This window comes from Streptomyces sp. 4N124 (assembly GCF_052245395.1).
GTDB lineage: Bacteria > Actinomycetota > Actinomycetes > Streptomycetales > Streptomycetaceae > Streptomyces.
The window spans coordinates 13,831-35,648 of record NZ_JBQQBS010000010.1 but is presented as its reverse complement, the minus strand read 5'-3'; the positions used below and the strand labels follow the sequence as shown (position 1 = coordinate 35,648).

General features: G+C 71.3%; 20 protein-coding genes and 1 pseudogene. 4 read left to right on the top strand and 17 right to left on the bottom strand.

All coding sequences use genetic code 11. From position 1 onward, the window contains the following. Nucleotides 1-63 precede the first annotated feature (63 nt). The 3 genes from ACTWQO_RS12680 to ACTWQO_RS12670 all read right to left on the bottom strand — a co-directional run bounded on the left by ACTWQO_RS12680 (nt 64) and on the right by ACTWQO_RS12670 (nt 3,120). Nucleotides 64-759 (bottom strand): alpha/beta fold hydrolase, encoded by a 696-nt coding sequence (locus ACTWQO_RS12680; RefSeq protein ID WP_443237363.1) that lies wholly within the window; start codon nt 757-759, stop codon nt 64-66. Further along, nucleotides 756-2,357: a purine-cytosine permease family protein gene (locus ACTWQO_RS12675; RefSeq protein ID WP_443237362.1), complete on the bottom strand. Its 1,602-nt coding sequence runs from the start codon at nt 2,355-2,357 to the stop codon at nt 756-758. The genes ACTWQO_RS12680 and ACTWQO_RS12675 overlap by 4 nt, the downstream gene beginning before the upstream one ends. A 211-nt stretch (nt 2,358-2,568) precedes the next feature. Further along, on the bottom strand, nt 2,569-3,120 hold the full coding sequence (locus ACTWQO_RS12670; protein ID WP_443237361.1) for a hypothetical protein: 552 nt from the start codon (nt 3,118-3,120) through the stop codon (nt 2,569-2,571). 325 nt (nt 3,121-3,445) lie between these two features. Here ACTWQO_RS12670 and ACTWQO_RS12665 point away from each other — a divergent pair, with 325 nt between their 5' ends. Continuing rightward, nucleotides 3,446-3,877, top strand: coding sequence for a protease inhibitor (locus ACTWQO_RS12665; protein ID WP_443237360.1), 432 nt, complete (start codon nt 3,446-3,448; stop codon nt 3,875-3,877). A gap of 130 nt (nt 3,878-4,007) precedes the next feature. Here ACTWQO_RS12665 and ACTWQO_RS12660 read toward each other — a convergent pair whose 3' ends face one another. The 8 genes from ACTWQO_RS12660 to ACTWQO_RS12625 form a co-directional block, all read right to left on the bottom strand. Next, nucleotides 4,008-4,421 (bottom strand): STAS domain-containing protein, encoded by a 414-nt coding sequence (locus ACTWQO_RS12660; RefSeq protein WP_443237359.1) that lies wholly within the window; start codon nt 4,419-4,421, stop codon nt 4,008-4,010. Nucleotides 4,422-4,557: 136 nt separating this feature from the next. Next, on the bottom strand, nt 4,558-4,773 hold the full coding sequence (locus ACTWQO_RS12655) for a CDGSH iron-sulfur domain-containing protein (protein WP_443237358.1): 216 nt from the start codon (nt 4,771-4,773) through the stop codon (nt 4,558-4,560). Further along, on the bottom strand, nt 4,754-5,419 hold the full coding sequence (locus tag ACTWQO_RS12650; protein WP_443237357.1) for a HemK2/MTQ2 family protein methyltransferase: 666 nt from the start codon (nt 5,417-5,419) through the stop codon (nt 4,754-4,756). The genes ACTWQO_RS12655 and ACTWQO_RS12650 overlap by 20 nt, the downstream gene beginning before the upstream one ends. A 21-nt stretch (nt 5,420-5,440) precedes the next feature. Beyond that, the gene (locus ACTWQO_RS12645; protein ID WP_443237356.1) at nt 5,441-6,454 is read right to left on the bottom strand and encodes an iron-containing redox enzyme family protein; all 1,014 of its coding nucleotides are present in this window, start codon (nt 6,452-6,454) and stop codon (nt 5,441-5,443) included. Between the two features lie 57 nt (nt 6,455-6,511). Continuing rightward, the gene (locus ACTWQO_RS12640; RefSeq protein WP_443237355.1) at nt 6,512-6,703 is read right to left on the bottom strand and encodes a hypothetical protein; all 192 of its coding nucleotides are present in this window, start codon (nt 6,701-6,703) and stop codon (nt 6,512-6,514) included. 40 nt (nt 6,704-6,743) lie between these two features. Beyond that, nucleotides 6,744-7,751: a Ppx/GppA phosphatase family protein gene (locus tag ACTWQO_RS12635; RefSeq protein WP_443237354.1), complete on the bottom strand. Its 1,008-nt coding sequence runs from the start codon at nt 7,749-7,751 to the stop codon at nt 6,744-6,746. 39 nt (nt 7,752-7,790) lie between these two features. Beyond that, nucleotides 7,791-8,285 carry a methyltransferase family protein gene (locus ACTWQO_RS12630; RefSeq protein ID WP_443237353.1) on the bottom strand — a complete coding sequence of 165 codons (495 nt, stop codon included), beginning with the start codon at nt 8,283-8,285 and terminating at the stop codon, nt 7,791-7,793. A gap of 75 nt (nt 8,286-8,360) precedes the next feature. Next, on the bottom strand, nt 8,361-9,863 hold the full coding sequence (locus ACTWQO_RS12625) for an MFS transporter (protein WP_443237352.1): 1,503 nt from the start codon (nt 9,861-9,863) through the stop codon (nt 8,361-8,363). Between the two features lie 207 nt (nt 9,864-10,070). Between ACTWQO_RS12625 and ACTWQO_RS12620 the strand changes: the two genes are divergently transcribed. Next, on the top strand, nt 10,071-10,415 hold the full coding sequence (locus ACTWQO_RS12620; RefSeq protein WP_443237351.1) for an ArsR/SmtB family transcription factor: 345 nt from the start codon (nt 10,071-10,073) through the stop codon (nt 10,413-10,415). A gap of 6 nt (nt 10,416-10,421) precedes the next feature. Beyond that, a complete protein-coding gene (locus tag ACTWQO_RS12615; RefSeq protein WP_443237350.1) occupies nt 10,422-10,949 on the top strand; it encodes an SRPBCC family protein in 528 nt (175 codons plus the stop codon). 92 nt (nt 10,950-11,041) lie between these two features. Here ACTWQO_RS12615 and ACTWQO_RS12610 read toward each other — a convergent pair whose 3' ends face one another. From ACTWQO_RS12610 to ACTWQO_RS12590, 5 genes and pseudogenes are all read right to left on the bottom strand, one after another. Next, a complete protein-coding gene (locus ACTWQO_RS12610) occupies nt 11,042-13,858 on the bottom strand; it encodes an NHLP bacteriocin export ABC transporter permease/ATPase subunit (RefSeq protein WP_443237349.1) in 2,817 nt (938 codons plus the stop codon). Between the two features lies 1 nt (nt 13,859). Continuing rightward, on the bottom strand, nt 13,860-16,085 hold the full coding sequence (locus tag ACTWQO_RS12605) for an NHLP family bacteriocin export ABC transporter peptidase/permease/ATPase subunit (RefSeq protein ID WP_443237348.1): 2,226 nt from the start codon (nt 16,083-16,085) through the stop codon (nt 13,860-13,862). Continuing rightward, complete coding sequence (locus ACTWQO_RS12600) at nt 16,082-16,888, bottom strand: HlyD family efflux transporter periplasmic adaptor subunit (protein WP_443237347.1); 807 nt, start codon at nt 16,886-16,888, stop codon at nt 16,082-16,084. Before ACTWQO_RS12600 ends, ACTWQO_RS12605 begins: the two co-directional genes overlap by 4 nt. Before the next feature lie 118 nt (nt 16,889-17,006). Beyond that, nucleotides 17,007-17,222: a type A2 lantipeptide gene (locus tag ACTWQO_RS12595; protein WP_210570002.1), complete on the bottom strand. Its 216-nt coding sequence runs from the start codon at nt 17,220-17,222 to the stop codon at nt 17,007-17,009. Between the two features lie 470 nt (nt 17,223-17,692). After that, nucleotides 17,693-17,924, bottom strand: a pseudogene (locus tag ACTWQO_RS12590) (thioesterase); the annotation flags it as partial. Nucleotides 17,925-18,095: 171 nt separating this feature from the next. On the opposite strand from ACTWQO_RS12590, the gene ACTWQO_RS12585 reads away from it, so the two are divergent. Further along, on the top strand, nt 18,096-19,418 hold the full coding sequence (locus tag ACTWQO_RS12585; protein WP_443237346.1) for a S1 family peptidase: 1,323 nt from the start codon (nt 18,096-18,098) through the stop codon (nt 19,416-19,418). A gap of 114 nt (nt 19,419-19,532) precedes the next feature. Here the strand turns inward: ACTWQO_RS12585 and ACTWQO_RS12580 are convergent, their stop codons facing one another. After that, a complete protein-coding gene (locus ACTWQO_RS12580; protein ID WP_443237541.1) occupies nt 19,533-21,683 on the bottom strand; it encodes a SpoIIE family protein phosphatase in 2,151 nt (716 codons plus the stop codon). Nucleotides 21,684-21,818: the final 135 nt, after the last annotated feature.

Here is a 21,818-nt window from a genome sequence, read left to right as displayed (position 1 = left end):
GCCTCTCGTCGCTGAGAACGCGCAGTACGCAGACCATACCGACCGGTAGGCAGGACGGGACGATCAGGGTCGGGTCGCCGACTCGTGCAGGACGCGGGCGAGTTCGCGCGGCTGGGAGAACATCGGCCAGTGGCCGGTGTCCATCCGGACGAGGTCCCAGCGGTCGCTCTTGAGCGCCTCGGCCACCGCGTCCATCGGCTCTTCGCCGTCGAGCAGGCACTTGATGTACGTCGCCGGCAGCTCGGCGATCGGGCGCTTCAGGACGGCCGGTTCGGTCAGCGTCGCGCCCGGGTGCGGTGTCTGGCCGGCCACGATGCGGGCGATCTGCTCGTCCGTCAGGCCCTGGCCCGCGTAGTCGTCGGCACCCGCCGACGGCCAAAAGCCGTCGTGCGCGGCGATCTCCTGGCGTACGTGCTCGCTCGGCCAGCCCGACAGGAAGTTCTCTCCGTCGACCGGGACGTTGGAGTCGACGAACACCACACGGGCCAGCCGGTCGCCGATGCGCTCGGCGGCCTGCCCCACCGGGATTCCCGCGTAGCTGTGCCCGACCAGGACGACATCCCGCAGATCGAGGCGCTCGACCTCCGAGACGATGTCCTGGACATGGGTCTGCTGCCCCGCCGGCACACCCTGCTTCTCCGCGAGGCCGGTCAGGGTCAGCGCATGCACCTCATGACCGGCCGCACGCAGCTCGGCCGCCACCTCGTCCCACGCCCACGCTCCGAGCCGGGCTCCTGCCACCAACACGAATTGAGTCATGCCCGCAACGTAGTCGGGGGGTCTGACAACGGCGCGTCGTTCTGCGGAGCGTCCGGCCCGGTGATCGGCAGCACCGGTGTGTCGACCGTCCGCGCGAGCCGCGCACCCTCAGGCCCGTACACCGCGCGCGGCTCCGGGAACAGCCGCAGCAGCGTCAGGAACAGCACCGCGGCCACGACCAGTGCCAGCGGCAGGCTGATGTCGACGCCGTTCGCCAGATCGCCGAGCGGGCCGACGAACTGGCCCGGGATGTTGGTGAACAGCACGCCGAGCAGTGCGGAGACCCACCAGGCGGTCATGCCGCGCCAGTTCCAGCCGTGCGCGAACCAGTAACGGCCGCCGCGCTGGCGGCGGTTGAAGACCTGGAGCGCGTCCGGGTCGTACCAGCCGCGCCGGGTGTGGAAGCCCAGCATCATCACGACCATCCAGGGGGTGGTGCAGGTGACGATCACGGTGGCGAAGGTCGAGATGGAGCGCACGATGTCGAGACCGAACCGGCCGACGAAGATGAAGGCGATCGACGACGCGCCGACCAGCAGCGTCGCCTGCACCCGGGACAGCCGCGGGAAGACGGAGGAGAAGTCAAGACCGGTGCCGTACAGCGCCGTCGTGCCCGTCGACATGCCGCCGATCAGCGCCAGCAGACAGACCGGCAGGAAGAACCAGCCCGGCGAGATCGCCAGCAGCCCGCCCACGAAGTCGGGGGCGGCCGGATCGACGTACTCCGGCGCCTTCGTGGCGATGATGCTCGCGGTCGCCAGACCGAAGACGAACGGCAGCAGCGTCGCGATCTGCGACAGGAACGCCGCGCCGATCACCCTGCGGCGCGGTGTGCTCGCGGGGATGTAGCGCGACCAGTCGCCCAGGAACGCCCCGAACGACACCGGGTTGGACAGCACGATCAAGGCCGCGCCGATGAACGACGGCCAGAACAGCGACCGCGTCGCGGCGTCCGCGGAGTCCGTGAAGACACCGGCGTACGACGGGTCGAAGTCACCGGCGAACGCGATCGCGCCGACCAGGAAGAGCGCGGTCGCCGAGGTCACGGCGACCTTGTTGACGAACAGCATGAACCGGAAGCCGTAGACACAGACCGCGAGGACCAGTCCCGCGAACAGCGCGTACGCGATGACGTACGACGGCGTGGAGCGCTCCAGGCCGAACAGCCGGTGCGCACCGCCGACCAGGGCGTCGCCGGAGCTCCACACGGAGATCGAGAAGAAGGCGATGGCCGTGAGCAGGGACAGGAACGAGCCGACCACGCGTCCGTGGACGCCCAGGTGCGCGGAGGACGAGACGGCGTTGTTCGTGCCGTTGACCGGGCCGAACACGGCCATCGGGCACAGGATCAGCGCACCGACGACCACGCCGAGGAGCGTGGCGGCGAGCCCCTGCCAGAAGGACAGGCCGAACAGGATCGGGAACGCGCCGAGGACACAGGTGGAGAAGGTGTTGGCGCCGCCGAAGGCGAGGCGGAACAGGTCGAGCGGGGTCGCGGTGCGGTCCGCGTCGGGGATGCGGTCGACGCCGTGGGTCTCGACTTCGGTGAGGGACGGTGGCGTCGTGGGGGAGGGGACGGGCTCGGGCTGCGGGGACAAGGGGGCTCCAGCGAGGGGACGGCGGTGGAGCGCGTGGGGTGGCGCGGTGGCACGGGGGAGGGGCGGGCGGTCGCGGTCGCAGGGGTGTGCGACGGGAACGGATGCCGTCCTCTTGGGGGTCAGCAGACGGTAAGGCGGTGTGCGTGACGTGCACCAGAGGACGGTTCATCCATCTTTCGGGCCGTGACGGGACGATTCCTCCATTGCCTCCCTACTCGCCGTCCGCCGGGGTGTCCTCGGGCTGCGTGTCGGGTCCCTGGGCGCGCACCCGCTGGACGTGCTCCAGGGAGTCCCTGAGTTCGGCGAGCCAGTCGTCGGTGTGCCGCTGGACCAGGCGTACGCACCAGGCGAGGGCGTCGCTGCGGCTGCGGGCGACGCCGCCGGCGATGAGCGTGTCCAGGACCTGACGTTCGGGCTGGCGCAGCCGGGTCATGACCGGCGCGGCGATATGCGTGAACAGGGCGCGCTCACCGCCGCACTCCACGCCCCAGGACACCTTCCGGCGGAACCGGTGCTCGGCCTCGCGGGCCACCGCGATCCGGGACTCGCGGGTGCGCTCCCGGAACTCCTCGATCCGGCCCTGCACGGCCGCCTCCCGCTCGGCCGCCGGGGCGTCCTCCGCCAGGCGCGGTTCGGGGATCCGGCCGATCACGGTGATCTCCTCGCGGTCCACCGTCACCTCGACCAGCTCTTCGAAGAGGTCGTCGGGCAGTCGGCCGGCGAACCAGCCGCGCAGCTTCTCTCGTTGCTCTGTCGTAATCATGTAATGACGATTACTCCATTCGGACGTGAAGGCAAGAGGCCACGGCGGGGTGCGCCCAGGGCTGAACCGGAATGTTTCAGGACGATTAACGAGCACCGGGAAACCGGCCACTCAAGCGCTTTCGACGATCAAGAGTGGCTTGGTTGTGGGCTTGGAACGTTCGAATTCCGTGACTTCACGCCACTGATTCAACACGCAAGGTTACTGAAACCCATGGGTCCGATGTGACCTCCGGCGGCGGACTCGGCAGACTCGCGCTCGCCGATCCGGCACCGATCGAGCCGGCTGAGGCACACCCTCTCTTTCAAGCGGAAGGATGCACACAATGCGGAACACCGCGCGCTGGGCAGCGACCCTCGGCCTCACGGCCACTGCCGTCTGCGGGCCCCTCACCGGGGCCGCGCTCGCCACCCCGGCCGCCCCCGCCTCGCTCTACGCCCCCTCGGCGCTGGTACTCACCGCCGGCCACGGCGAGAGCGCGGCCACCGTCACCCCGGAACGCGCGGTCACCCTGACCTGCGCCCCGAAGGCCTCCGGCACCCATCCGGCCGCCGCGGACGCCTGTGCCGAACTACGCGGCACGGACGGTGACTTCGACGCTCTGAAGAGCAGAGACGGAGTGCTGTGCACCAAGCAGTACGACCCGGTGGTCGTCACCGTCGACGGCGTCTGGCAGGGCAAGCGCGTCTCCTATGAGCGCACCTTCTCCAACGAGTGCGTGAAGAACTCCTACGGGACGAGCGTCTTCACGTTCTGAGGGACCGGGATCGCACGGCCCCCGTGATCACCAGCAGGGCACGTAGCTGGGGAGTGCGGACCCTGTGACGGGGCCCCTGTGATCTCGCACAAGGCCGGCGGGCGGAGTGGGGCCGCCCGCCGGCCCTCGATCACTCCCGTTCCTCCGGGATGGCAGGAAGCGGAGGGAACCGGTCCAGCAGGCCCGATGCGCGCAGCAGCCGGCGCAGCCGTGCATCGTCCGCGACGATCCGCAGCCGGCCACCGCGCGCCGCGGCGCGTTCCTCGGCCCGGCACAGCACACGCAGGCCGGAGCAGTCGAAGAAGTCCACGCCGCGCAGATCGGCCAGCACATCCGGCTCCGGTCCAGCGGTCGCCGCATCGAGATGCTCCGCGAGGAATCCCGCGGTCGCCAGATCGATGTCACCGGCCGCCTCGACCACGGTGAACGGGCCGTGCGCACGGGTCCGGGCATGACCGTTCGGCGCGGGCCGCGCCGCCCTGAAGGCGTCCACGACCGCGCCCTCGGCCGGCTCGCGGGCGCGGTCGTCTGCTTCCGGCGTCATGTCTGCTCCACCTCGACAGGGGGCGCATTCGATCTCCGTAGGTACCCCGGCGCGGTCTTGACCATCCCTGTGGAGCGGCCCGCAAGATCTGGTTCACCCGACCTGGTGAATTTCCCGTCCGGGCGTTGACTTTTGGTCAATCCTCGGGTGTACGCCGAATACGGCTGCGGTGGCTCGTGTCGCACCAGGGGTAACGGCGGCTGCGCCGGCAGGTGCACAGGGCGACCCGGAAGCGGTCGGAGGTGACGGTGGTGCCGTCCTCCAGTTCCACCTCGACCGGTCCGTCCACGAGGAGTGGGCCCGGATCGTGGAAGGTGAGGCGACGCGGCCGGTCAGCGGGGGCGTTCGGCACGGATGACCACCAGCTCTTCCCTGTCCTGGGCCGCGGTCAGCAGGCACTGCTCGCGCAGCCAGCCCTGCCGGGTGCGCAGTACCGGGCCGAATGCGATGCGGCGCCGCAGTGTCACGGTGGTCCTCAGGCCTGATCCACGCAGATGAGCGAGGGTACGGCCGGGGCAGCTCAGCGCGGAGTGCACGACCAGCAGGACTCCGCCCGGGCGCAGCAGGGCGGGTGCGTCCCGGCAGAGCGGGTCGAGGACGAACCGGCCGTCGCGGCCCGCGTCCCACGACCGCGCCCCGCCGCGAGGGCGCGGGCGGGCGTCGGGTGCCGGTACGTACGGCGGGTTGGCGAGGATGAGGTCGAAGGTCTGCTCGCGCACCGGGGCGAAGAGATCCCCGTGCCGGATACGGACCGTAAGTCCCGCCAGGCGGGCGTTCAGCCGTGCGGTCCACACCGCCCGCCATGACACGTCCACCGCGGTCACCCGGGTGCCCCGGCGCGCGGCCTGGAGCGCCAGCGCACCCGTCCCGGTGCCCACGTCGAGGACCTCCGCATTCGGCGGGAGCCGTTCCTGGGCCAGGGCTCCGGCAAGCATGGCGGTGTCATCCTGCGGGGCGTACACGCCGGGTGGGGCGAGCGGAAACGCCAGAGCATTCATGCGTTCCAGGTACCCCTGATTTCATGAGATACCGGATATGTCATGCCCCAGCGGTCTCCGGAGTGACGACCGGCCCGCGCGCCACTCCGTGAGCAGGGCGGTGGCGAGACGGTCCTCCAGGTGTCCGGTGACGTCGACGCCGAAGGCCACGTCCGCCGCGAGGTGTGGTTCCGCCTCCAGCAGCCCGCCGATCACATCGTGGCGTACGACCTGCTCGTGGACCGCGTCGGCTTCGACGTGCTCGTCGTAGAAGGACACGGCGGCGGGACCGGCTCCGGTGCGGCGCAGGGCTTCGGCGAGTCGCTGGGAGCCGGGCGACGACGTGATCTCGACCGCCGCGAAGTGGCCCACCAGGGCGCCCCGCAGGGACCGGTGCAGGCCGAGGAGGGACATCAGGTTCACCGTGGCCAAGGTGTCGGCGGAGGCGACGTCGAGGTAGCGGCCGTACGTCGGGTCCAGGCCGAGGTCCGTCATCAGGTCGGCGAACAGGCGCGCGTGGAGCCGCTCGGGTCGGCCCCCGCCGTACTCGTCGAACTCCACCGCCGCCATGGCCGACTTGGCCCGGCCCGACAGCCGCGGCAGCACCCAGGCGTGCGGGTCGGCCTCCTTGAGGTGGTACAGGGAACGCTGGGCCGCGTACTCGCGCAGCTGCCACAACTCGCCCTCGTCGCAGAGGTAATGGGTGACCCCCGAGCCGTTGACGGGCTCGACGAGGATCTCCGCCAGCGAGCCGTCGACGGTGTCGTGGACCGGGGTGTCCGCGCGCAGGGCGGACAGGAAGCGGTGCTCCAGCACCGCGCGGAGGCGCAGCAGATCCGGGTCCCACTCATGGTCCGGAGGCACGCCCGCGAAGCCTCGGTAGTGCAGTTCGTAGCACAGGTACAGGGCGAGCTGGAGGTCGTCGCCGTAGGCGGGTGCGCCGGTGATGTTCGCGTCGCTCGGCAGCGGTCCCGCGCCGAGCAGGTACTCCTCGACGGCTGCGGAGATCCGGCCCCGGGCCGACGGCAGCGAGGGTTCCGTGCGGTGCTGCTCCATGCGGCCCGGGTACCCGGGTGTCGCCGTGCGACCCGTGCGATGGGACTCGGCCGCCGGTCAGTCGCCCCGGGACTCTTCCTGCGCCTGCGTGTTGGGGGTGATGGCCTCGCCGGCCTCGCCCCTGTGGTGGCGCTGCCGTTCGGAGTCCTCGGGGCCCTCGACGCGGTGCTCGGCCTCCCTGATCTCGCGGAGGACCTCGTCGAGTGCCCGCTCGGGCTGGTCGTCGGGCCGGTGATCGTGCTGGGGCACGATGTCTCCTCGGTCGGTTCGGTTCGGTTGGTTCGGTTCGTCAGTCCGTCGCGGTCGCGACCCGCAAGGGCACCGGCTCCGGGGGAGAGGGTTCCTCGGCGGGCCGGGTGATCTCCGCCCACCAGGCGGAGCCGTCCTCGAGGTGCCGCAGCAGGATGCCCTCGCGGAGTGCCCAGGGGCAGAGGGTGACCGCCTTGAGACCGGTCAGCTTCATCGCGGTGTGCCCGACCACCGCGCCTGCCAGGCTCTGCTCGGCGCGCGGCGCGGAGATGCCGGGGAGCTCGGCGCGTTCGGCGGCGGGCAGCGCGGCCAGCCGGTCGATCGCCGCGCGCAGGTCCGAGCGGTGCAGCAGTCGTTCGGTGAACGGGCCCTTCCGGCCGGGCGGGGCTCCGCACAGCCGCCCCAACTGCTGGAACGTACGGGAGGTGGCGACCGCGCTACGCGGCCCCTCCCAGCGGATCCGGGCCGCCACGTCCCGCAGCTGGTGCCGGACCGTGCGGCGCAGCGCCTTCACCTGCTCCGGCGGCGGCGGATCCTGGCCGTCGAAGAACTCACGCGTCAGCCGTCCCGCACCGAGCGGCAGTGAGGCCACGAAGTCCGGCAACCGGCCGCGGCCGAAGGCCACTTCGAGGGAACCGCCGCCGATGTCGAGCAGCCCGAGCGGCCCCGCCTGCCAGCCCATCCAGCGCCGGGCGCCCAGGAACGTCAGCTCGGCCTCGACCTCACCCGGCAAGGTGCACAGCTCGACCCCGGTGCGCGTCCGCACGGTGCGCAGGACGTCCTGCCGGTTCGGGGCGTTTCGCACCACAGCCGTGGCGAAGGCCAGCGGACCCGCGGCGCCCCACTTCGAGGCGGTCGCGCTCGCCTCGGCGACCGCGTCGACGAGCCGTTCCACGGCCCTCTCGGGAATGCGGCCACCGGGCCCGACCTCGTCCGACAACCTCAGGCGCCACTTGGCGGTGTGGACCGGCAGCGGCACCCCACCCGCCGCATCCGCCACCACCAGCCGGACCGTGTTCGACCCCACATCCACCACGCTGATTCGCATGGGCTGACGAGTACCCAGCCGGCGGAGGGACGAACGGGATCACTCCCCGCGACACGGCGTCAACCGCGGCCACCAGCCCGGCACGGCCCGGCGGTAGCGCTCGTACTCGGCGCCGAACCGGCCGGCGAGTGCGGGCTCCTCGTACCATCGCGCGAACGCCCACATCCCGAGCCCGGCGAAGGCCCCGTACCAGAACAGCACCGGCCGGGCCAGCAGCAGTGCCTGGCCGGCGATCGTCGCGTCCACCGCGACGTACATCGGATTGCGCACGAACCGGTACAGCCCGCCCACCACCAGATGCTCGGTGGGCGCGACCGGAGCGGGGGTGCCCAACCCTTCGACGACGAACCGGGTGAAGGCGGAGAGCAGGACGGCCGCGCCCGCGGCGAGCGGGACGAGGCCGAGCAGCCGCACGGGCGGCCACCAGTCCCCGGCCCGCCAGTCGGTGAGCCACCACGGGAGCAGCAGGGCCACGGTGCCGGGAGCCAGCGCGAGGAAGAGCGTGCTGCCAAGTGCCGCCGTCCGCTTGCGCATACGGTCACTCTGACAGCGAGGAGGGGCCGCCGTCTCCCTGCAGACGGCGGCCCCTCGGTCAGCGGGCGGTACGGCTCACATGTGGACGACCGGCGCGGCGTCCGCGTCCTGCTGCGGCACCCCGCGGCGGAAGAGCAGGAACGCGATCACCGCACCCGCCGCGAAGAAGCCCGCCGACCACCAGAACGCGGTGGTGTAGCTCTCGATCGTGGACTGTGCCTGCACCAGCCTGTTCGTGGCGTCCCGGCCGGAGAGGTAGTTCGTCGCGGCGCTCGCGGCGAGCGTGTTGAGCAGCGCCGTGCCGATCGAACCACCCACCTGCTGCATGGCGTTGACGGTGGCGGAGGCCACACCTGCGTCCTCGGCGGCCACCCCGCCGGTGGCCATCTGCATGGCCGGCGGCATCACCAGGCCGAGGCCCAGGCCGATGACGATCAGCTGCGGCAGCACCGCGCTCACATAGTCCGAGCCGACCCCGATGCCGGTCAGCCAGGCCATGCCGCCCGTGGCGATCGCGAAGCCCAGCGGGATCACGGCCTTGGGGCCGAGCCGCGGCACCAGCATCGTGGTGCCGACCTGCGCCGCCGCCATCAGCGCCGCGACCATCGGCAGGAAGGCCACGCCGGTCTTCGTCGGGCTGAAGCCCAGGTTCAGCTGGAGGTAGTAGGTGAGGAACAGGAACACACCGAACATGCCGGCGCCGCTGATCAGCACGGCGAGGAGCGAGGCCCCACGGTCCCGGTCGAGCAGGATGCGCAGCGGCAGCAGCGGGTGGGACGCACGGGTCTGCCACCAGGCGAAGGCCGCCAGCAGAATGCCGCCCGCGAGCAGGAAGCCCCAGGTCTGCGGCGAGGACCAGTCGTGCGTCTCGGCGTTGGAGAAGCCGTAGACCAGGCCGAACAGACCACCGGCGACCAGGATGGTGCCCGGCACGTCGAGCTTGGAGCCCGCCGCGTCGCGGTGGTTGCTCAGCAGCATCCAGCCGCCGACGAAGGCGACGAGGGCGATGGCCACGTTGACGTAGAGCGTCCAGCGCCAGTCCAGCGCGTCGGTCAGGATGCCGCCTAGCAGCAGGCCCACCGCACCGCCGGCGCCCGCGATGGCGCCGTACACGCTGAACGCCCTGGCGCGCTCGCGGGCGTCGGTGAAGGTGGTGTTGAGGAGGGAGAGCGCGGCGGGCGCGAGCAGGGCGCCGAAGACACCCTGGAGGGCACGGGCGACGACCAGCATCTCGAAGCTGGTCGCGGCGCCGCCGAGTGCGGAGACGGCACCGAAGCCGACGACCCCCACGAGGAAGGCGGTCTTGCGGCCGAACAGGTCGGCGATCCGTCCGCCGAGCAGCAGCAGGGAGGCGAACGCGAGCGCGTACGCCGTCACGACCCACTGCCGGTTGCCGTCGGAGAAGCCGAGGTCGGCCTGGGCCGAGGGCAGGGCGATGTTCACGATCGTGGCGTCGAGGACGACCATCAACTGGGCGAGCGCGACGATCGCGAGGATCCACCACCGCTTGCCGGAGTCCGCCTCGGTCGGCGCCGCGGCGCCCGCGCGGGCGCCGTCGGACAGGGTCTTCTGGGACATCGGGAACCACTCCAGGGAAGTCGTTCGAAGGTCAACAGGCTCGTCGAAGGTCAAGAGACCGTAAACGAAACTGTTTCGTACACATCGAGGCTAGGCCTGTTTCTGCGAAACGGCAACGTTTCGCAGAAACGGGGGTTTGTGACGTGCGCAACGTCTGCCGCCGAGTATTCCTTGACGGGAATATAACCGCTGAGGCATATTGGACTCATGTCCGACGCCGCCCTCTGGACCGCCCTCGCCGATCCGCACCGGCGGGCCATCGTCGCGCTGCTCCTGGAGCGGCCGCGGCCCGTCGGGGAGATCGTCGAGGCATGCGGGCTGAGCCAGCCGAGCACGTCGAAGCATCTGCGGGTGCTGCGTGATGCCGGTCTGGTGCGGGTCCGGCAGGACGCGCAGCGGCGGGTCTACGCCCTCGACCCGGCGCCGATCGAAGAACTCGACGCCTGGCTGGCCCCGTACCGGAGGCTGTGGAACCGCAGCCTCGACGCGCTGGGCCGCCGCCTGGACGAGACGTCGGACGACTCCACCGAGGACCCCTCTCCGAAGGACTGATCCACCATGTCCGTCGAACGCACCGGCACCTATCTGACCCTGGACGACGGCCGCCCCGCCGTCCGCTTCACCCGTACCTACGACCATCCCGTCGACCGCGTCTGGCAGTTCGTGACCGACGCCGACGAGCTCGTCCACTGGTTCCCGTCCCGCGCCGAGATCGAGCTGCGCCCCGGCGGCACGATCAAGTTCAGCGGCGACCCGGCCATGGAGGACACCACGGGCACTGTGCTCGCCGTCGACGAGCCCCGGCACCTCTCCTTCGAGTGGGGCGGCGACGAACTCCACTTCGACCTCGAAGCCCTGGACGACAAGCGCACCCGCTTCACGCTCACCAACATCCTGGCCGCCGAGAACACCGCCGCCCGCAACGGCGCCGGCTGGGACGTCTGCCTCGCCGCCCTCGATGCCCGAGCCAGGGGCGAGCACTTCGAGGGCCCGCACGCCGGGATGACGGCACCCTGGGAGGAGGCCTACGCAAGCTGGGTCGCGGCCGGGGTTCCGTCCGGCGCGCCGATCCCCGGCACGGACTGACCGCGCCCCGTAGGGGCGCGGGGAACTGCGCGACCAGCCACGACGGCGCCGCAGAAGACCAACGACCCATCGCGGCACCACCCAGCGGAGCGCTACGCCATCTGCCGCTTCACCAGCTCGTGCAGCCGCCCGCCCGTGTCCGCCAGCAGCTGCGCGGGCGGGCCCTGCTGCGCGACCTTGCCGTCCTCCATCACGATGACGCGGTCGGCGTCCAGCACCGTCGACAGGCGGTGCGCGATGACGATGCGGGTGGCGTTGAGGGCCTTGGTGCTCTCGATGACCGTGCGCTGGGTCTCGTTGTCGAGGGCGCTGGTCGCCTCGTCGAAGAAGAGGATGCGGGGCCGGCGGATCAGCGCCTGGGCGATCATCAGCCGCTGCCGCTGGCCGCCGGATATCGCGCCGTTGCCCGCGACGATCGTGTGCAGCCCCATCGGCATCCGCTGGATGTCCTCGGCGAGCCCCGCCATCGCCGCCGCCGCCATCGCCTCCTCGGGCGTGTAGGGCTCGGTGCCGCAGATGACGTCCAGGATGGAGCCGGTGAACGGCTGCGCATGCTGGAGCACCACACCGCACTGCCGGCGTACGGCGGACTGGTCGAGCGCCGCCAGGTCCTGGCCGTCGTACAGCACACTGCCCGAGACCGGCTTGTCGAAGCCGATGAGCAGCCGCAGCAGCGTCGACTTGCCGCAGCCGCTGGGGCCGACGATCGCCACGAACTCGCCCGGCCGCACCTCGAACGACACGTCGTCCAGCACCAGCGGGCCGTCGTCCGAGTACCGGAACGACAGCCGTCGCGTCTCCATCGCTCCGGTCAGCGGTCCCGGCCTTGTGCTCGCCGTGCGCACCTCCGGTGTCGCGTCGAGCACCGGCTTGATCTCCTCGAACAACGGCAGCGCGGCCACCGCCGAGACGAAGGCGCCGGTGAGCTGGGTGACGGAGGTCAGCAGCATCGTCACCGACGTGTTGAAGGTGAGGAACGCCGCTGCCGACATCTCGCCGCGCGCCGGACCGGCCAGCAGCATGAACATCAGCAGGGTGCACAGCGGCAGATACACCGCGCTCAGCACCGCGTTGAGGTTCTTGATGTGGCCCGCCTTCTGCTGCAGCTCGCGGCTGCGGGCGAACTCGGACGCCCAGGCGGCGTACGCGTAGTTCTCGGCCGCCGCGACCCTGAGCTTCGGCAGGCCGCGTAGCGTCTGGAAGGCCTGGTTGTTCAGCTTGTTGCCGAGCACGACGAGCCGCCGCTGCCAGCGCACCTGCCACAGCCCGAGCCCCAGGAACACCGCCGCGATCACCACGAGCATGCCGATCGCGGCGAGGGCCATCGGCACGCTGTACCAGAACAGCAGCGCCAGGTTCATCACGCCGACGGTCAGCGACTGGGCGACCACCGGGCCGACTCCCGCCATGAGCCGGCGAATCGAGCTGATGCCCATGGCGGCGCTGGCCAGCTCGCCTGTCGACCGCTCGGTGAAGAACTTGGTCGGCAGTCGCAACAGGCGGTCCCAGACGGCCGGTTGGAGCGTCGCCTCGATACGGCCCTCCAGGCGCAGGATCGTCAGGTTCTGCAGCAGCATGAAGGCCGCCGCCACCACGCTGCTGACCGTGACCGCCAGACAGACCTGCACGATCAGTCCGGTCTGGGCCTTCGGCACGAACTCGCCGAGCACCTTGCCGGTCGCGATCGGCACCAGCGCGCCGATGGCCACCGTGACCAGTCCGCTGATGATGAGGCTCGTCAGATCGCCGCTCGTGCCCCGCATGCTGAACCGCAGCAGCCGCAGCGGGCTGAGCCCGCGGTCCGGCAGCGGACGGTAGAACATCACCGCACGCGGCTCGAACTCCTCCGCGTTGGCCTTCTCGATCGGCGTCTCCCGGCCGGTCGCCGGATGGACGGCGACATAGCCGCCGCGCCGCCACAGCAGGGCGACCGGCGCTCCGGACAGCGCCCGGTGGCCGACCATCGGGCCGACGTTGTCCCGCCACCAGCGGCCGTCCAGCCGTACGGACCTGGTGCGGACGCGGGAGGCGACGGCGACCTGCTCGACGGGATCGAGCCGGTCACTTCCGGTGCCGGTCTGCGCGGGCTCCGTGAGAGTGATCCCGCAGGCCTGGGCGACCAGCTTGCACGCGGCATAGCTGGCGTCCGCGTCAGCGGCCGTCGCACGCTTCGCCGACGACTTGCCGATCGACGCGAGCAGCGTCCGGTCGGCCTCGGCGCGGACCGCCTCACCGGCCTTGATACCGGCCGCCGTCCGCGTCTCGTGGGTGCGCTCCAACTGCTCGATCCAGCGGTCCAGCGTCGACAGCAGCCGGTACTGCTGGTCGACCATGCCCTGCCAGACACCCGGGTCCATCAGCAGGTCGGCGGCGGCCTCCGCGCCGTACAGGGAGCCGTACTGCACGCTGCCCGGCGGCACCTGCATCCAGAACACGTCGTCGTCGGTGGGCGCGGCGGCCGAGTCGCCGGCCATCGGCGCCTGGAAGAGGATCGACAGGCTGCGGCCGACGCCGAGCGCGAGGGCGTACTCCAGCGGGCTGGTCGTGGGCGGGACGTACTGGGGGTTGCCGTACTCGTCGTACGACCAGGTCTGGGTGTTCGCGGGCTGGTACAGCTCGCGCAGGCCGATGCGGTGGACGACGCAGTCGCGTGAGGGGCGGGCGACCAGGGTGTGCTGGGGACCCGGGACCGGGCCGAGCAGCAGCGAGCCCGTCTCCAGGCGGCCGAGGTGGTGCCAGTGGCCCTGCTGCTCGGCGTCGACCGCGAACAGGTCCATGGCGCCGGACGCGACCAGCCACAGCACCTGCGGGCCTTCGAGGTCGAGGCGGTTGAGCCCGGTGCAGTCGATCGGCGTGCCCATCTGACCCAGCGCGCCGAGGACCAGGTCGCCCTCGTGAACGGACGTCATCTCACCGCTCCTTGACCAGCGCGGCGTAGGTGCCGCCCGCTGCGACCAGGGCGTCGTGCCGCCCGCGTTCCACGATCGTGCCGTGCTGGAGTACGACGATCTCGTCGCTGTCGCGCACGGTGCTGAGCCGGTGGGCGATGACCACGCAGGCGCAGCCGCGCTTGCGGAGGTTGTCCATCACCGTCAGCTCGGTCTCGGCGTCCAGGGCGCTGGTCACCTCGTCGAGTACGAGGATGCTCGGCCTGCGCACCAGCGCCCGGGCGATCTCCAGGCGTTGCCGCTGCCCGCCGGAGAAGTTCCGGCCGTCCTGCTCGACCCGGCTCTGGATGCCGCCCGGCCTGCGCATGACGACGTCGTACAGCGCCGCGTCCCGCAGCGCGTCCACCACCGCCTCGTCCGGGATCGACGGGTCCCACAGCGCCACGTTGTCCCGGACAGTGCCCTCGAAGAGGAAGACGTCCTGGTCGACGAAGGAGACGGAGGCGGCGAGCGCGCCGCGCGGGATGTCGTCGAGCCGCTGTCCGTCGATGCGGATCACGCCGTCCCAGGGGGTGTAGAGGCCGGAGATGAGGCGGGACACCGTGGACTTGCCGCTGCCGGAGCCGCCGACCAGCGCGACCTGCTGGCCCGGGCCCACGGTCAGGTCGAAGCCGGTGAGCAGGGGCTTGTCGAGGGGGTTGTAGCCGAAGGTGATGTTCTGCAGCTCGACGTGTCCGTGCAGGCGGCGCGTCGAGTCGCCGGTGCCGGAGCGGCCGTAGAGCGGGTCGGCCTGGAAGTTCTCGACGTCCTTCAGACGGGCCACGTCGGCGGCGAAGTCCTGGATGCGGCCCGCGACGCCGTTGAGGCGGGTGATCGGGGCGGTGAAGCGGGTGACGAGCGCCTGGAAGGCGACCAGCAGGCCGACGGATATACCGCCCTCGACCGCCCGCATCCCGCCGATCCACAGGATCAGCGCGCTGTTGAGGGTCGCGAGCGTCGGTGCGACCACGCCCAGCCAGGCGCTCGGTACGCCGAGCCGCTGCTGTTCTTCCAGCGTGGTGGCGTGCTGCCCGGCCCACTTGCGGAAGTAGCCGTCCTCACCGCCGGTCGCCTTCATCGTCTCGATCAACTGCAGGCCCGTGTACGCGGTGTTGGTGAGCCGGGCGCTGTCCGCGCGCAGCTTCGCCGTACGGGTCGCGCGCAGCCGGATGACGACCCGCATCGCCACCAGGTTCAGCAGGGCGACGCCGATGCCGACGAAGGTGAGCTGGGGGTCGTACGTGTAGAGGAGGATGGCGTAGAGGACCACGACCACCGCGTCCACGCCCGCCGCCGCGAGGTCGCGGGCCAGCGTCTCGGCCACCTGGTCGTTCGACTGGAGGCGCTGCACCAGGTCGGCCGGGCTGCGCTGGGAGAAGAACGTCACCGGCAGCCGCAGCAGATGGCGCAGGAAGCGGGCGCTGGAGAGCGTGGAGGAGATGATGCGGCCGCGCAGCAGGTTCGCCTGTTGCAGCCACGTCAGCACGAGCGTGAGCAGGACGCACGTCCCCATCGACGCGAACAGCACGCCGAGCAGGGAGGTCTGGCCCCCGATGAGGAACATGTCGATGTACGTGCGGCTCAGCGCCGGCACCGACGCGCCGACCACCACCAGCAGCAGGCTCGCCAGCACCGCGGCGGGCATCGTGCCCGCGGTGCCGCGCAGCCGGGCGGGCATCGCACCCAGGACGCCCGGCTTCCGGCCGCCCTTCTCGAACTCCTCGCCCGGCTCCATGACCAGGACGACGCCCGTGAAGCTGGAGTCGAAGTCCTCCATCGGCACGAAGCGGCGGCCCTTGCCGGGGTCGTTGATGTACACCCCGCGGCGGCCGAAGCGGCGCCCGATGCCGTCGTAGACGACGTAGTGGTTGAACTCCCAGAACAGGATCGCGGGCGCCTTCACCTCGGCGAGCGCCGCGGTGTCCATCTGCATGCCCTTGGCCGTCAGGCCGTAACTGCGTGCCGCCTTCAGCAGATTGCTGGCGCGCGAGCCGTCCCGGGACACGCCGCACGCGATGCGCAGCTCCTCCAGCGGGACATGCCGTCCGAAGTGGCCGAGCACCATGGCGAGGGAGGCGGCCCCGCACTCGACGGCCTCCATCTGGAGCACGGTGGGGGTACGGACGCTCTTGCCCCGGCCCTTGGGCACCGGGCGGCGCTTCGGCGGCGCGGCCCGGCGTCTGCTGCGGGTCTCCTGTGCGGCGCTCACGGCAGCAGCCAGTCGACGGGGCGCTGATCGGCGAGCCGTATCTGGCCTTCGGCCGCGGTCATGGAAGTGAGGGCGAACGGCGGACCGTCCGCGGACGACCACTTGTAGCCGCTCTTCGTGCTCTTCTTCTTGTCGAGCCTGACCAGCACGGCCACCGGCCTGCCGTCCTTGGTGAACTGCTCGCCCAGCTGGCTGTCCCCGAGGAACGAGGCGATCTGCTGCGCCGACTGCGCGGAGCGGTCCACCGACTTCACATGGCCGCGCAGCACGCCGTACTCCTGGGTCGGCACGGACTGGACGGTGAGGTCGACGGCCGCGTTCGCGGGGATGGAGGCCGCGTTCTCGGCGGGCACGTAGACCGTCGCGTACAGCGGGTCCTTGGCGCGGGCGACCTTCTCGACGGCGGCGACGTTCGCGCCGGCGGAGATGATCTGCCCGATGGTGGCGGCGAGCGCGGTGAGCCGGCCGGCGGCGATGGTGCGGACGACGGTGTCGCCCTGACTCGTGCGGACCTTCAGTACCGGCGTGTTCGCGGGCAGCTGCTCGCCCTCCTCGGCGAGGATCGCCGTGACCTGGCCGGCGACCGGGCTCTGCAGGATGTAACTGCCCTGTCCGTGCGTGAGGATGGCGGGCGCGCTGACCGTGGAGGCCACCGAGCCGGTCACCGCCCACACCGAGGCGGCCGCCATGACGATCACCGTCACGGAGAGGACGAGCCAGCCCTGAGGGCGGGCGAAACGCACCGGAAGGTCGAGTTCCTCCGGTGATTGGAGCTTGGCGAGGGCCTGCTGGCGGAACTGCACGGAACTTTCCCTCACCTGCAAACGACAACGGACCGGTTCTCCCGAACCGGCTGAATGATGGCATCCGAGAGTCCCGGAACCGGTGTACGGCTCCGGGACTCCACGGCACAGGCTGCGATCAGAGACCGGCGACCAGGCTGGTGACCGGGGCGGTGTTCAGGCCGGTGGCGCCCTCGACGGTGCCAACGACCGTGTCGACCAGGCCGGAAACCGGAGCAATGCCGTCCACGATGCCGGTGACGGTGCCAAGGGCGTTCACGGACAGGCCGCCGGAGACGTTGTCCAGCTCGGCGTCGGAGATCTCGACGGTCTCAACCTGGGGGGTGGAGTTCATGATGGAACTTCCCTTCATATGGATATCTCACAAGGGGGGAGCGGCCCCCTTCTGGGGGACAGACCGAAGGCCGCGAACCGCAGGTGCCGGGCACCCGTTTCCGGGGTCCCTTCGCGGCCCCCGCGGTGCAACGGATCAAAGCACGCGGCCACCGTGGGCTTCCAATCAACCAAGGGCCTCACCAGGGCACTTGAGTCCCACAGGCCCCGTTCCGTGCAGGCGTGCGCACGGCTCGACGGCGAGTTCTTCACATCCGGCACCGCATCGGCGCGCGCCACCCCCTTCCGGTCGCGCGGCCGAATCCGACACTCCGGCCACAAAGGCGTGCCGGGGGGCGCGGGCATGTGCAGAACCTTCGCCCACGGTGACTTGGTTGCGTATTCAATGTGCAGATTCGCTGAAGCCGGGATTCCGATCGTGATTTCAAGCAGACCGTAATTGATCGAATACTGAACGTGTCAGCCCGGTAGGGCGAACGCCATCGGGCGGCCCAGCTTGGTCACCACCGACTCGATCAAGACATCCGCGCCGGTCCCCGCGCGCAGGAACGACGTGGACTGCTGACTGTCGTCATCGGCCCGTGGGCAGTCGCAGGATCGCGCGGTGGTCGCCCAACGCCTCCACGGACAGGGCCAGTTGGAGGACTCAGAGGGCGAAGTCGTCGGCGAGGATCTTGTCGGCTTCGGCGGTGGTCATCGTCATATGGGGGATTGTTCCCGGCGCCGGGACACAGGACGCCGACCGTGGCCGAATCGGCGTAGCCCGTAAGCGGAATTGAACGCCCCGAGCGCCCTCTGCGTACCCATGGCCATCCAGGCGCCCCAACAGTTGCCGCACGGCAGCACAGACCCCGTCCCCGGGAGGTCGAGAAGTTTGAGTCACAAGCGAATTCCGAAGCGCAAGGCCGCGATAGCGGCGGGCAGCGTCGTGGCGCTCGGCGCGGCCGCGATTCTGCTGCCCAACGCCAACGCGTCCCAGGACGGCGCGTCGGACGGCGCCGCGCCCAAGACTCTGAAGGCGGCGGACGCCTCGGATCTCGCCTCGCAGCTCGCCGGGCTGCTCGGCGACGCCTTCGCCGGCTCCTACTACGACGAAGCCGAGCAGCAGCTGGTCGTCAACGTGGTCGGCGACAACAACCAGGTGGTCGTGGAGGCCAAGAAGGCCGGCGCGGAGGTCCGCCAGGTCGACAACAGCATGGCCGAACTGGAGTCCGGCGCGGCGACGCTGAAGTCCGAGGCGACCATCCCGGGCACCGCCTGGGCCGTCGACCCGCGCACCAACAAGATCCAGGTCACCGCCGACTCCACGGTCACCGGCGCCAATTGGGACAGACTGGAGTCGACCGTCCAGGGCCTGGGCGGAGACATGGCGACCATCAAGAAGTCCGCCGGTACCTTCAAGACGTTCGCGTCGGGCGGCGACGCCATCTTCGCCGGCGGCGCGCGCTGCTCCCTCGGCTTCAACGTCACCGCGGGCGACGGCACCCCCGCCTTCCTGACCGCGGGTCACTGCGGGGTCGCGGCCGAGGCGTGGTCGGACTCCGAGGCAGGTGCGCCGATCGCCACCGTCGACCAGGCCGTCTTCCCCGGTGAGGGCGACTTCGCGCTCGTCAAGTACGACGACCCGGCGACCGAGGCCCCGAGCGAGGTCAACCTCGGCGACCAGACCGTCCCGATCGCCCAGGCCGCGGAAGCCGCCGTAGGCCAGGAAGTCTTCCGGATGGGCAGCACCACCGGACTCGCCGACGGCACCGTCACCGGCCTCAACGCCACGGTGAACTACCCGGAGGGCACCGTCACCGGGCTCATCCAGACCGACGTCTGCGCCGAGCCCGGCGACAGCGGCGGCTCGATGTTCACCCAGGACGGCAGCGCCATCGGCCTGACCTCCGGCGGCAGCGGTGACTGCACCGTCGGCGGCGAGACGTTCTTCCAGCCGGTCACCACCGCGCTGGAAGCGGTCGGCGCGACCCTCGGCGACGCGGCGGGCGGCGGCGCGGGCGCCGGCGACGAAGCGGGCGCGGGCGAGGACGCCGGAGCCGGTGAAGGCGCCGGAGCGGGCGAGGAAGCGGGCGCCGGTGAGGAAGCCGGTGCCGGTGAAGAGGCCGGAGCCGGTGAGGAAGCCGGTGCCGGCAACGCCGAAGGCACCGGCAACGGCCTCGGTGAGATCGTCGGCAACGGCGTCGGCGTGAACTGACACACCGATTCCGGCGCACGGATCCGAGCAGATCCGCAGGAACGTGGTCCGGCCCTCCGGCGGGAGGGCCGGACCGCCTGTGCGCGGGGCGCCGCCTGGTGCGCCGAAGCCCCGTCACTCCCGCGCCCGCAACAGCAGCAACGCCACGTCGTCCAGCCGTTCCTCGGTCGCCGCGCTCCCTTCCACGAGCCGGTCCGCCAGCTCGTCCAGGGGCAGGTCCCCGGCCTCGCCGAGCCGCTGCCCGAGATCGGCGAGCGCGTCCTCGATGTCGATGCCGGGGGATTCGATCAGCCCGTCGGTGTAGAGGACGAGCACACAGCCGGGGGCGAGGTCGACCTCCGTCGTCGGATACGTGGCCGACGCGTCGATGCCCAGCAGCGGACCGCCCGCCAGGTCGAGCACCCGGACCCGGCCGTCCGCCCGGCGCAGCAACGGCGGCGGATGCCCCGCCCGTGCCATCACGGCCCGCCCGCGCGCGGGATCGAGCCGCAGATACAGGCAGCTGGCGAACAGATCGGCGCCCAGGTCGATCATCAGCCGGTTGGTGCTGCGCATGACCTCCTCGGGGGCCTGCCCGACGGCCGTGTACGCACGTACGGCGGTACGGAGCTGCCCCATCAGCCCCGCCGCCGTCACGTTGTGCCCCTGCACGTCCCCGATCACCGCGGCGGCCAGCGGCAGGCTGGGCACCAGGTCGTAGAAGTCGCCGCCGATCTCCATGCCCCGGGTCGCGGGCAGATAGCGCGCGGCGGCGTCGATGCCGGGCAGCCGCGGCAGCGAGTGCGGCAGCAGCGCCGCCTGCAGTCCGTGGGCGAGCTGATGCTTGGCGTCGTAGAGCAGGGCCCGTTCCAGCGCCTGCGCGATCAGCCCGCCCAGGCTGTTGAGCACCGCCCGCTCGTCGGCGGGGAAGGGGTGCGGCTCGGCATAGGCGAGCACACAGGTGCCCACCGGCCGGCTGGAGGCGATCAGCGGCAGATACGCCCAGGCCGCAAAGCCGTCCGGGGTCGCGTGCTTCAGCGGGTACAGGCGCTCCAGCTGCTCCCGGGACTCGAAGAACGCGGGCACCCCGCTGGTCAGGGCGTGTGTGCCCGGCGTCCGCTCGGTCATCGGCATCCCGTCGAACCGCTCCACGACGTGCGGGTCCGGGTAGCCGCGATGCCCCAGCACATGCAGCCGGCCGCCGCGCGAGCCGAGGACCACCAGGGCCTGGCTGCCCACGGCCGGCGCGATCTCGTCGGCGACCAGTTGCACCACGTCCTGCACACTGACCGCCTCGGTGAGCGCGCCGGCCAGGCTCAGCACCTGGGAGATGGTGACCAGCCGGGACGGGGCACCGCCCGGCTGCGGCCCGGCCCTGCTCATCTCGGCCACGGCCCGCGCCCGGCTGATGCGCACGCTCAGCCCGGTCGTACTCGGATACAGCCGGAACGACAGCCAGTCGCCCGGCGGGCGCAGCGCCACGAACGACGTGGACTGCTGGCTGAGCAGCGCCGCCCGGTAGCGGTCCTCGTACACCGGGTCGTTCAGCCAGGGCACCGCCGCCCACAGCTGGGTGCCCAGCAGCCCGCTCACCGGCTTGCCGATGAGCTCGGCGGCTGCCGCGTTGGCGAAGCAGATCCGGCCGTGCAGATCGAGCGAGCACAGGCCGTACGGCAGCCGCGCCACCATCCGCGCGGCCTCGACCGTGCCGAGCGTGCCGGCCGTCCCGCCGAGCAGCGGCGCCGCCAGCAGATCCGGCTCGGGATGGGGCGGGCGGCTGTCCTGCACGGCACGCTCCAGCCGTACCGCGAGCCGGTCGCAGGCGGCCGTCAGGTGGTCACGCTCCCGGTCGGACAGCTCCGGCGCGTGCGCCCCGGGCCAGGTCACGAACACGGCCCCGTACTTGGTGGTCGGCGTCGCCACCGGCAGCGCCGCCATCGCGAACGGATAGGGGAGCACCACGGCGATGCGCGGATAGCGGCGTGCCATGTCCTCCTCGCCGCCGATCCAGACCAGCCGCCGCTCCCGCAGCGCGTCCGACACCGGGATGGGGGCGCTCAGGCCGACCCGCTCCCACGGGGCGGCGAACGCCCGGGGCAGCCCCGCCATGACCGCCATCTCCAGCACCGGCTCGTCGGCGGCCAGCAGATACACCGCGCCGGAGTGCGCGTGCACCTCGTCCATCATCGAGGCCAGCGCGAGCGACAGCAGCGGTCGGCCGACCCGCGTCCTGGCGGCCGCCGGCGCCTGTGTGGGCGGCCGCTGCTCCTCGGACACGCCGACCACCTCCTCGCACGGCCGCGCGGACGGGTTCCAGGGATCAAATCTCTCTCCTGCCGGGCTGTCGCGCACGGCGAGCACGCCAACGAGCCGGGCGCGGCACGGGTAAGTGAAGGCGCGTAGCCGCCGAACGGTCACAGG

Bases quoted from the DNA above. Each gene is read 5' to 3' on its own strand.
- ACTWQO_RS12680 (WP_443237363.1), bottom strand. From the start codon at position 759: ATGACTCAATTCGTGTTGGTGGCAGGAGCCCGGCTCGGAGCGTGGGCG.
- ACTWQO_RS12625 (WP_443237352.1), bottom strand. From the start codon at position 9,863: ATGTCCCAGAAGACCCTGTCCGACGGCGCCCGCGCGGGCGCCGCGGCG.
- ACTWQO_RS12660 (WP_443237359.1), bottom strand. From the start codon at position 4,421: ATGACGCCGGAAGCAGACGACCGCGCCCGCGAGCCGGCCGAGGGCGCG.
- ACTWQO_RS12645 (WP_443237356.1), bottom strand. From the start codon at position 6,454: ATGGAGCAGCACCGCACGGAACCCTCGCTGCCGTCGGCCCGGGGCCGG.
- ACTWQO_RS12635 (WP_443237354.1), bottom strand. From the start codon at position 7,751: ATGCGAATCAGCGTGGTGGATGTGGGGTCGAACACGGTCCGGCTGGTG.
- ACTWQO_RS12665 (WP_443237360.1), top strand. From the start codon at position 3,446: ATGCGGAACACCGCGCGCTGGGCAGCGACCCTCGGCCTCACGGCCACT.
- ACTWQO_RS12620 (WP_443237351.1), top strand. From the start codon at position 10,071: ATGTCCGACGCCGCCCTCTGGACCGCCCTCGCCGATCCGCACCGGCGG.
- ACTWQO_RS12595 (WP_210570002.1), bottom strand. From the start codon at position 17,222: ATGAACTCCACCCCCCAGGTTGAGACCGTCGAGATCTCCGACGCCGAG.
- ACTWQO_RS12610 (WP_443237349.1), bottom strand. From the start codon at position 13,858: ATGACGTCCGTTCACGAGGGCGACCTGGTCCTCGGCGCGCTGGGTCAG.
- ACTWQO_RS12670 (WP_443237361.1), bottom strand. From the start codon at position 3,120: ATGATTACGACAGAGCAACGAGAGAAGCTGCGCGGCTGGTTCGCCGGC.
- ACTWQO_RS12650 (WP_443237357.1), bottom strand. From the start codon at position 5,419: ATGAATGCTCTGGCGTTTCCGCTCGCCCCACCCGGCGTGTACGCCCCG.
- ACTWQO_RS12630 (WP_443237353.1), bottom strand. From the start codon at position 8,285: ATGCGCAAGCGGACGGCGGCACTTGGCAGCACGCTCTTCCTCGCGCTG.
- ACTWQO_RS12615 (WP_443237350.1), top strand. From the start codon at position 10,422: ATGTCCGTCGAACGCACCGGCACCTATCTGACCCTGGACGACGGCCGC.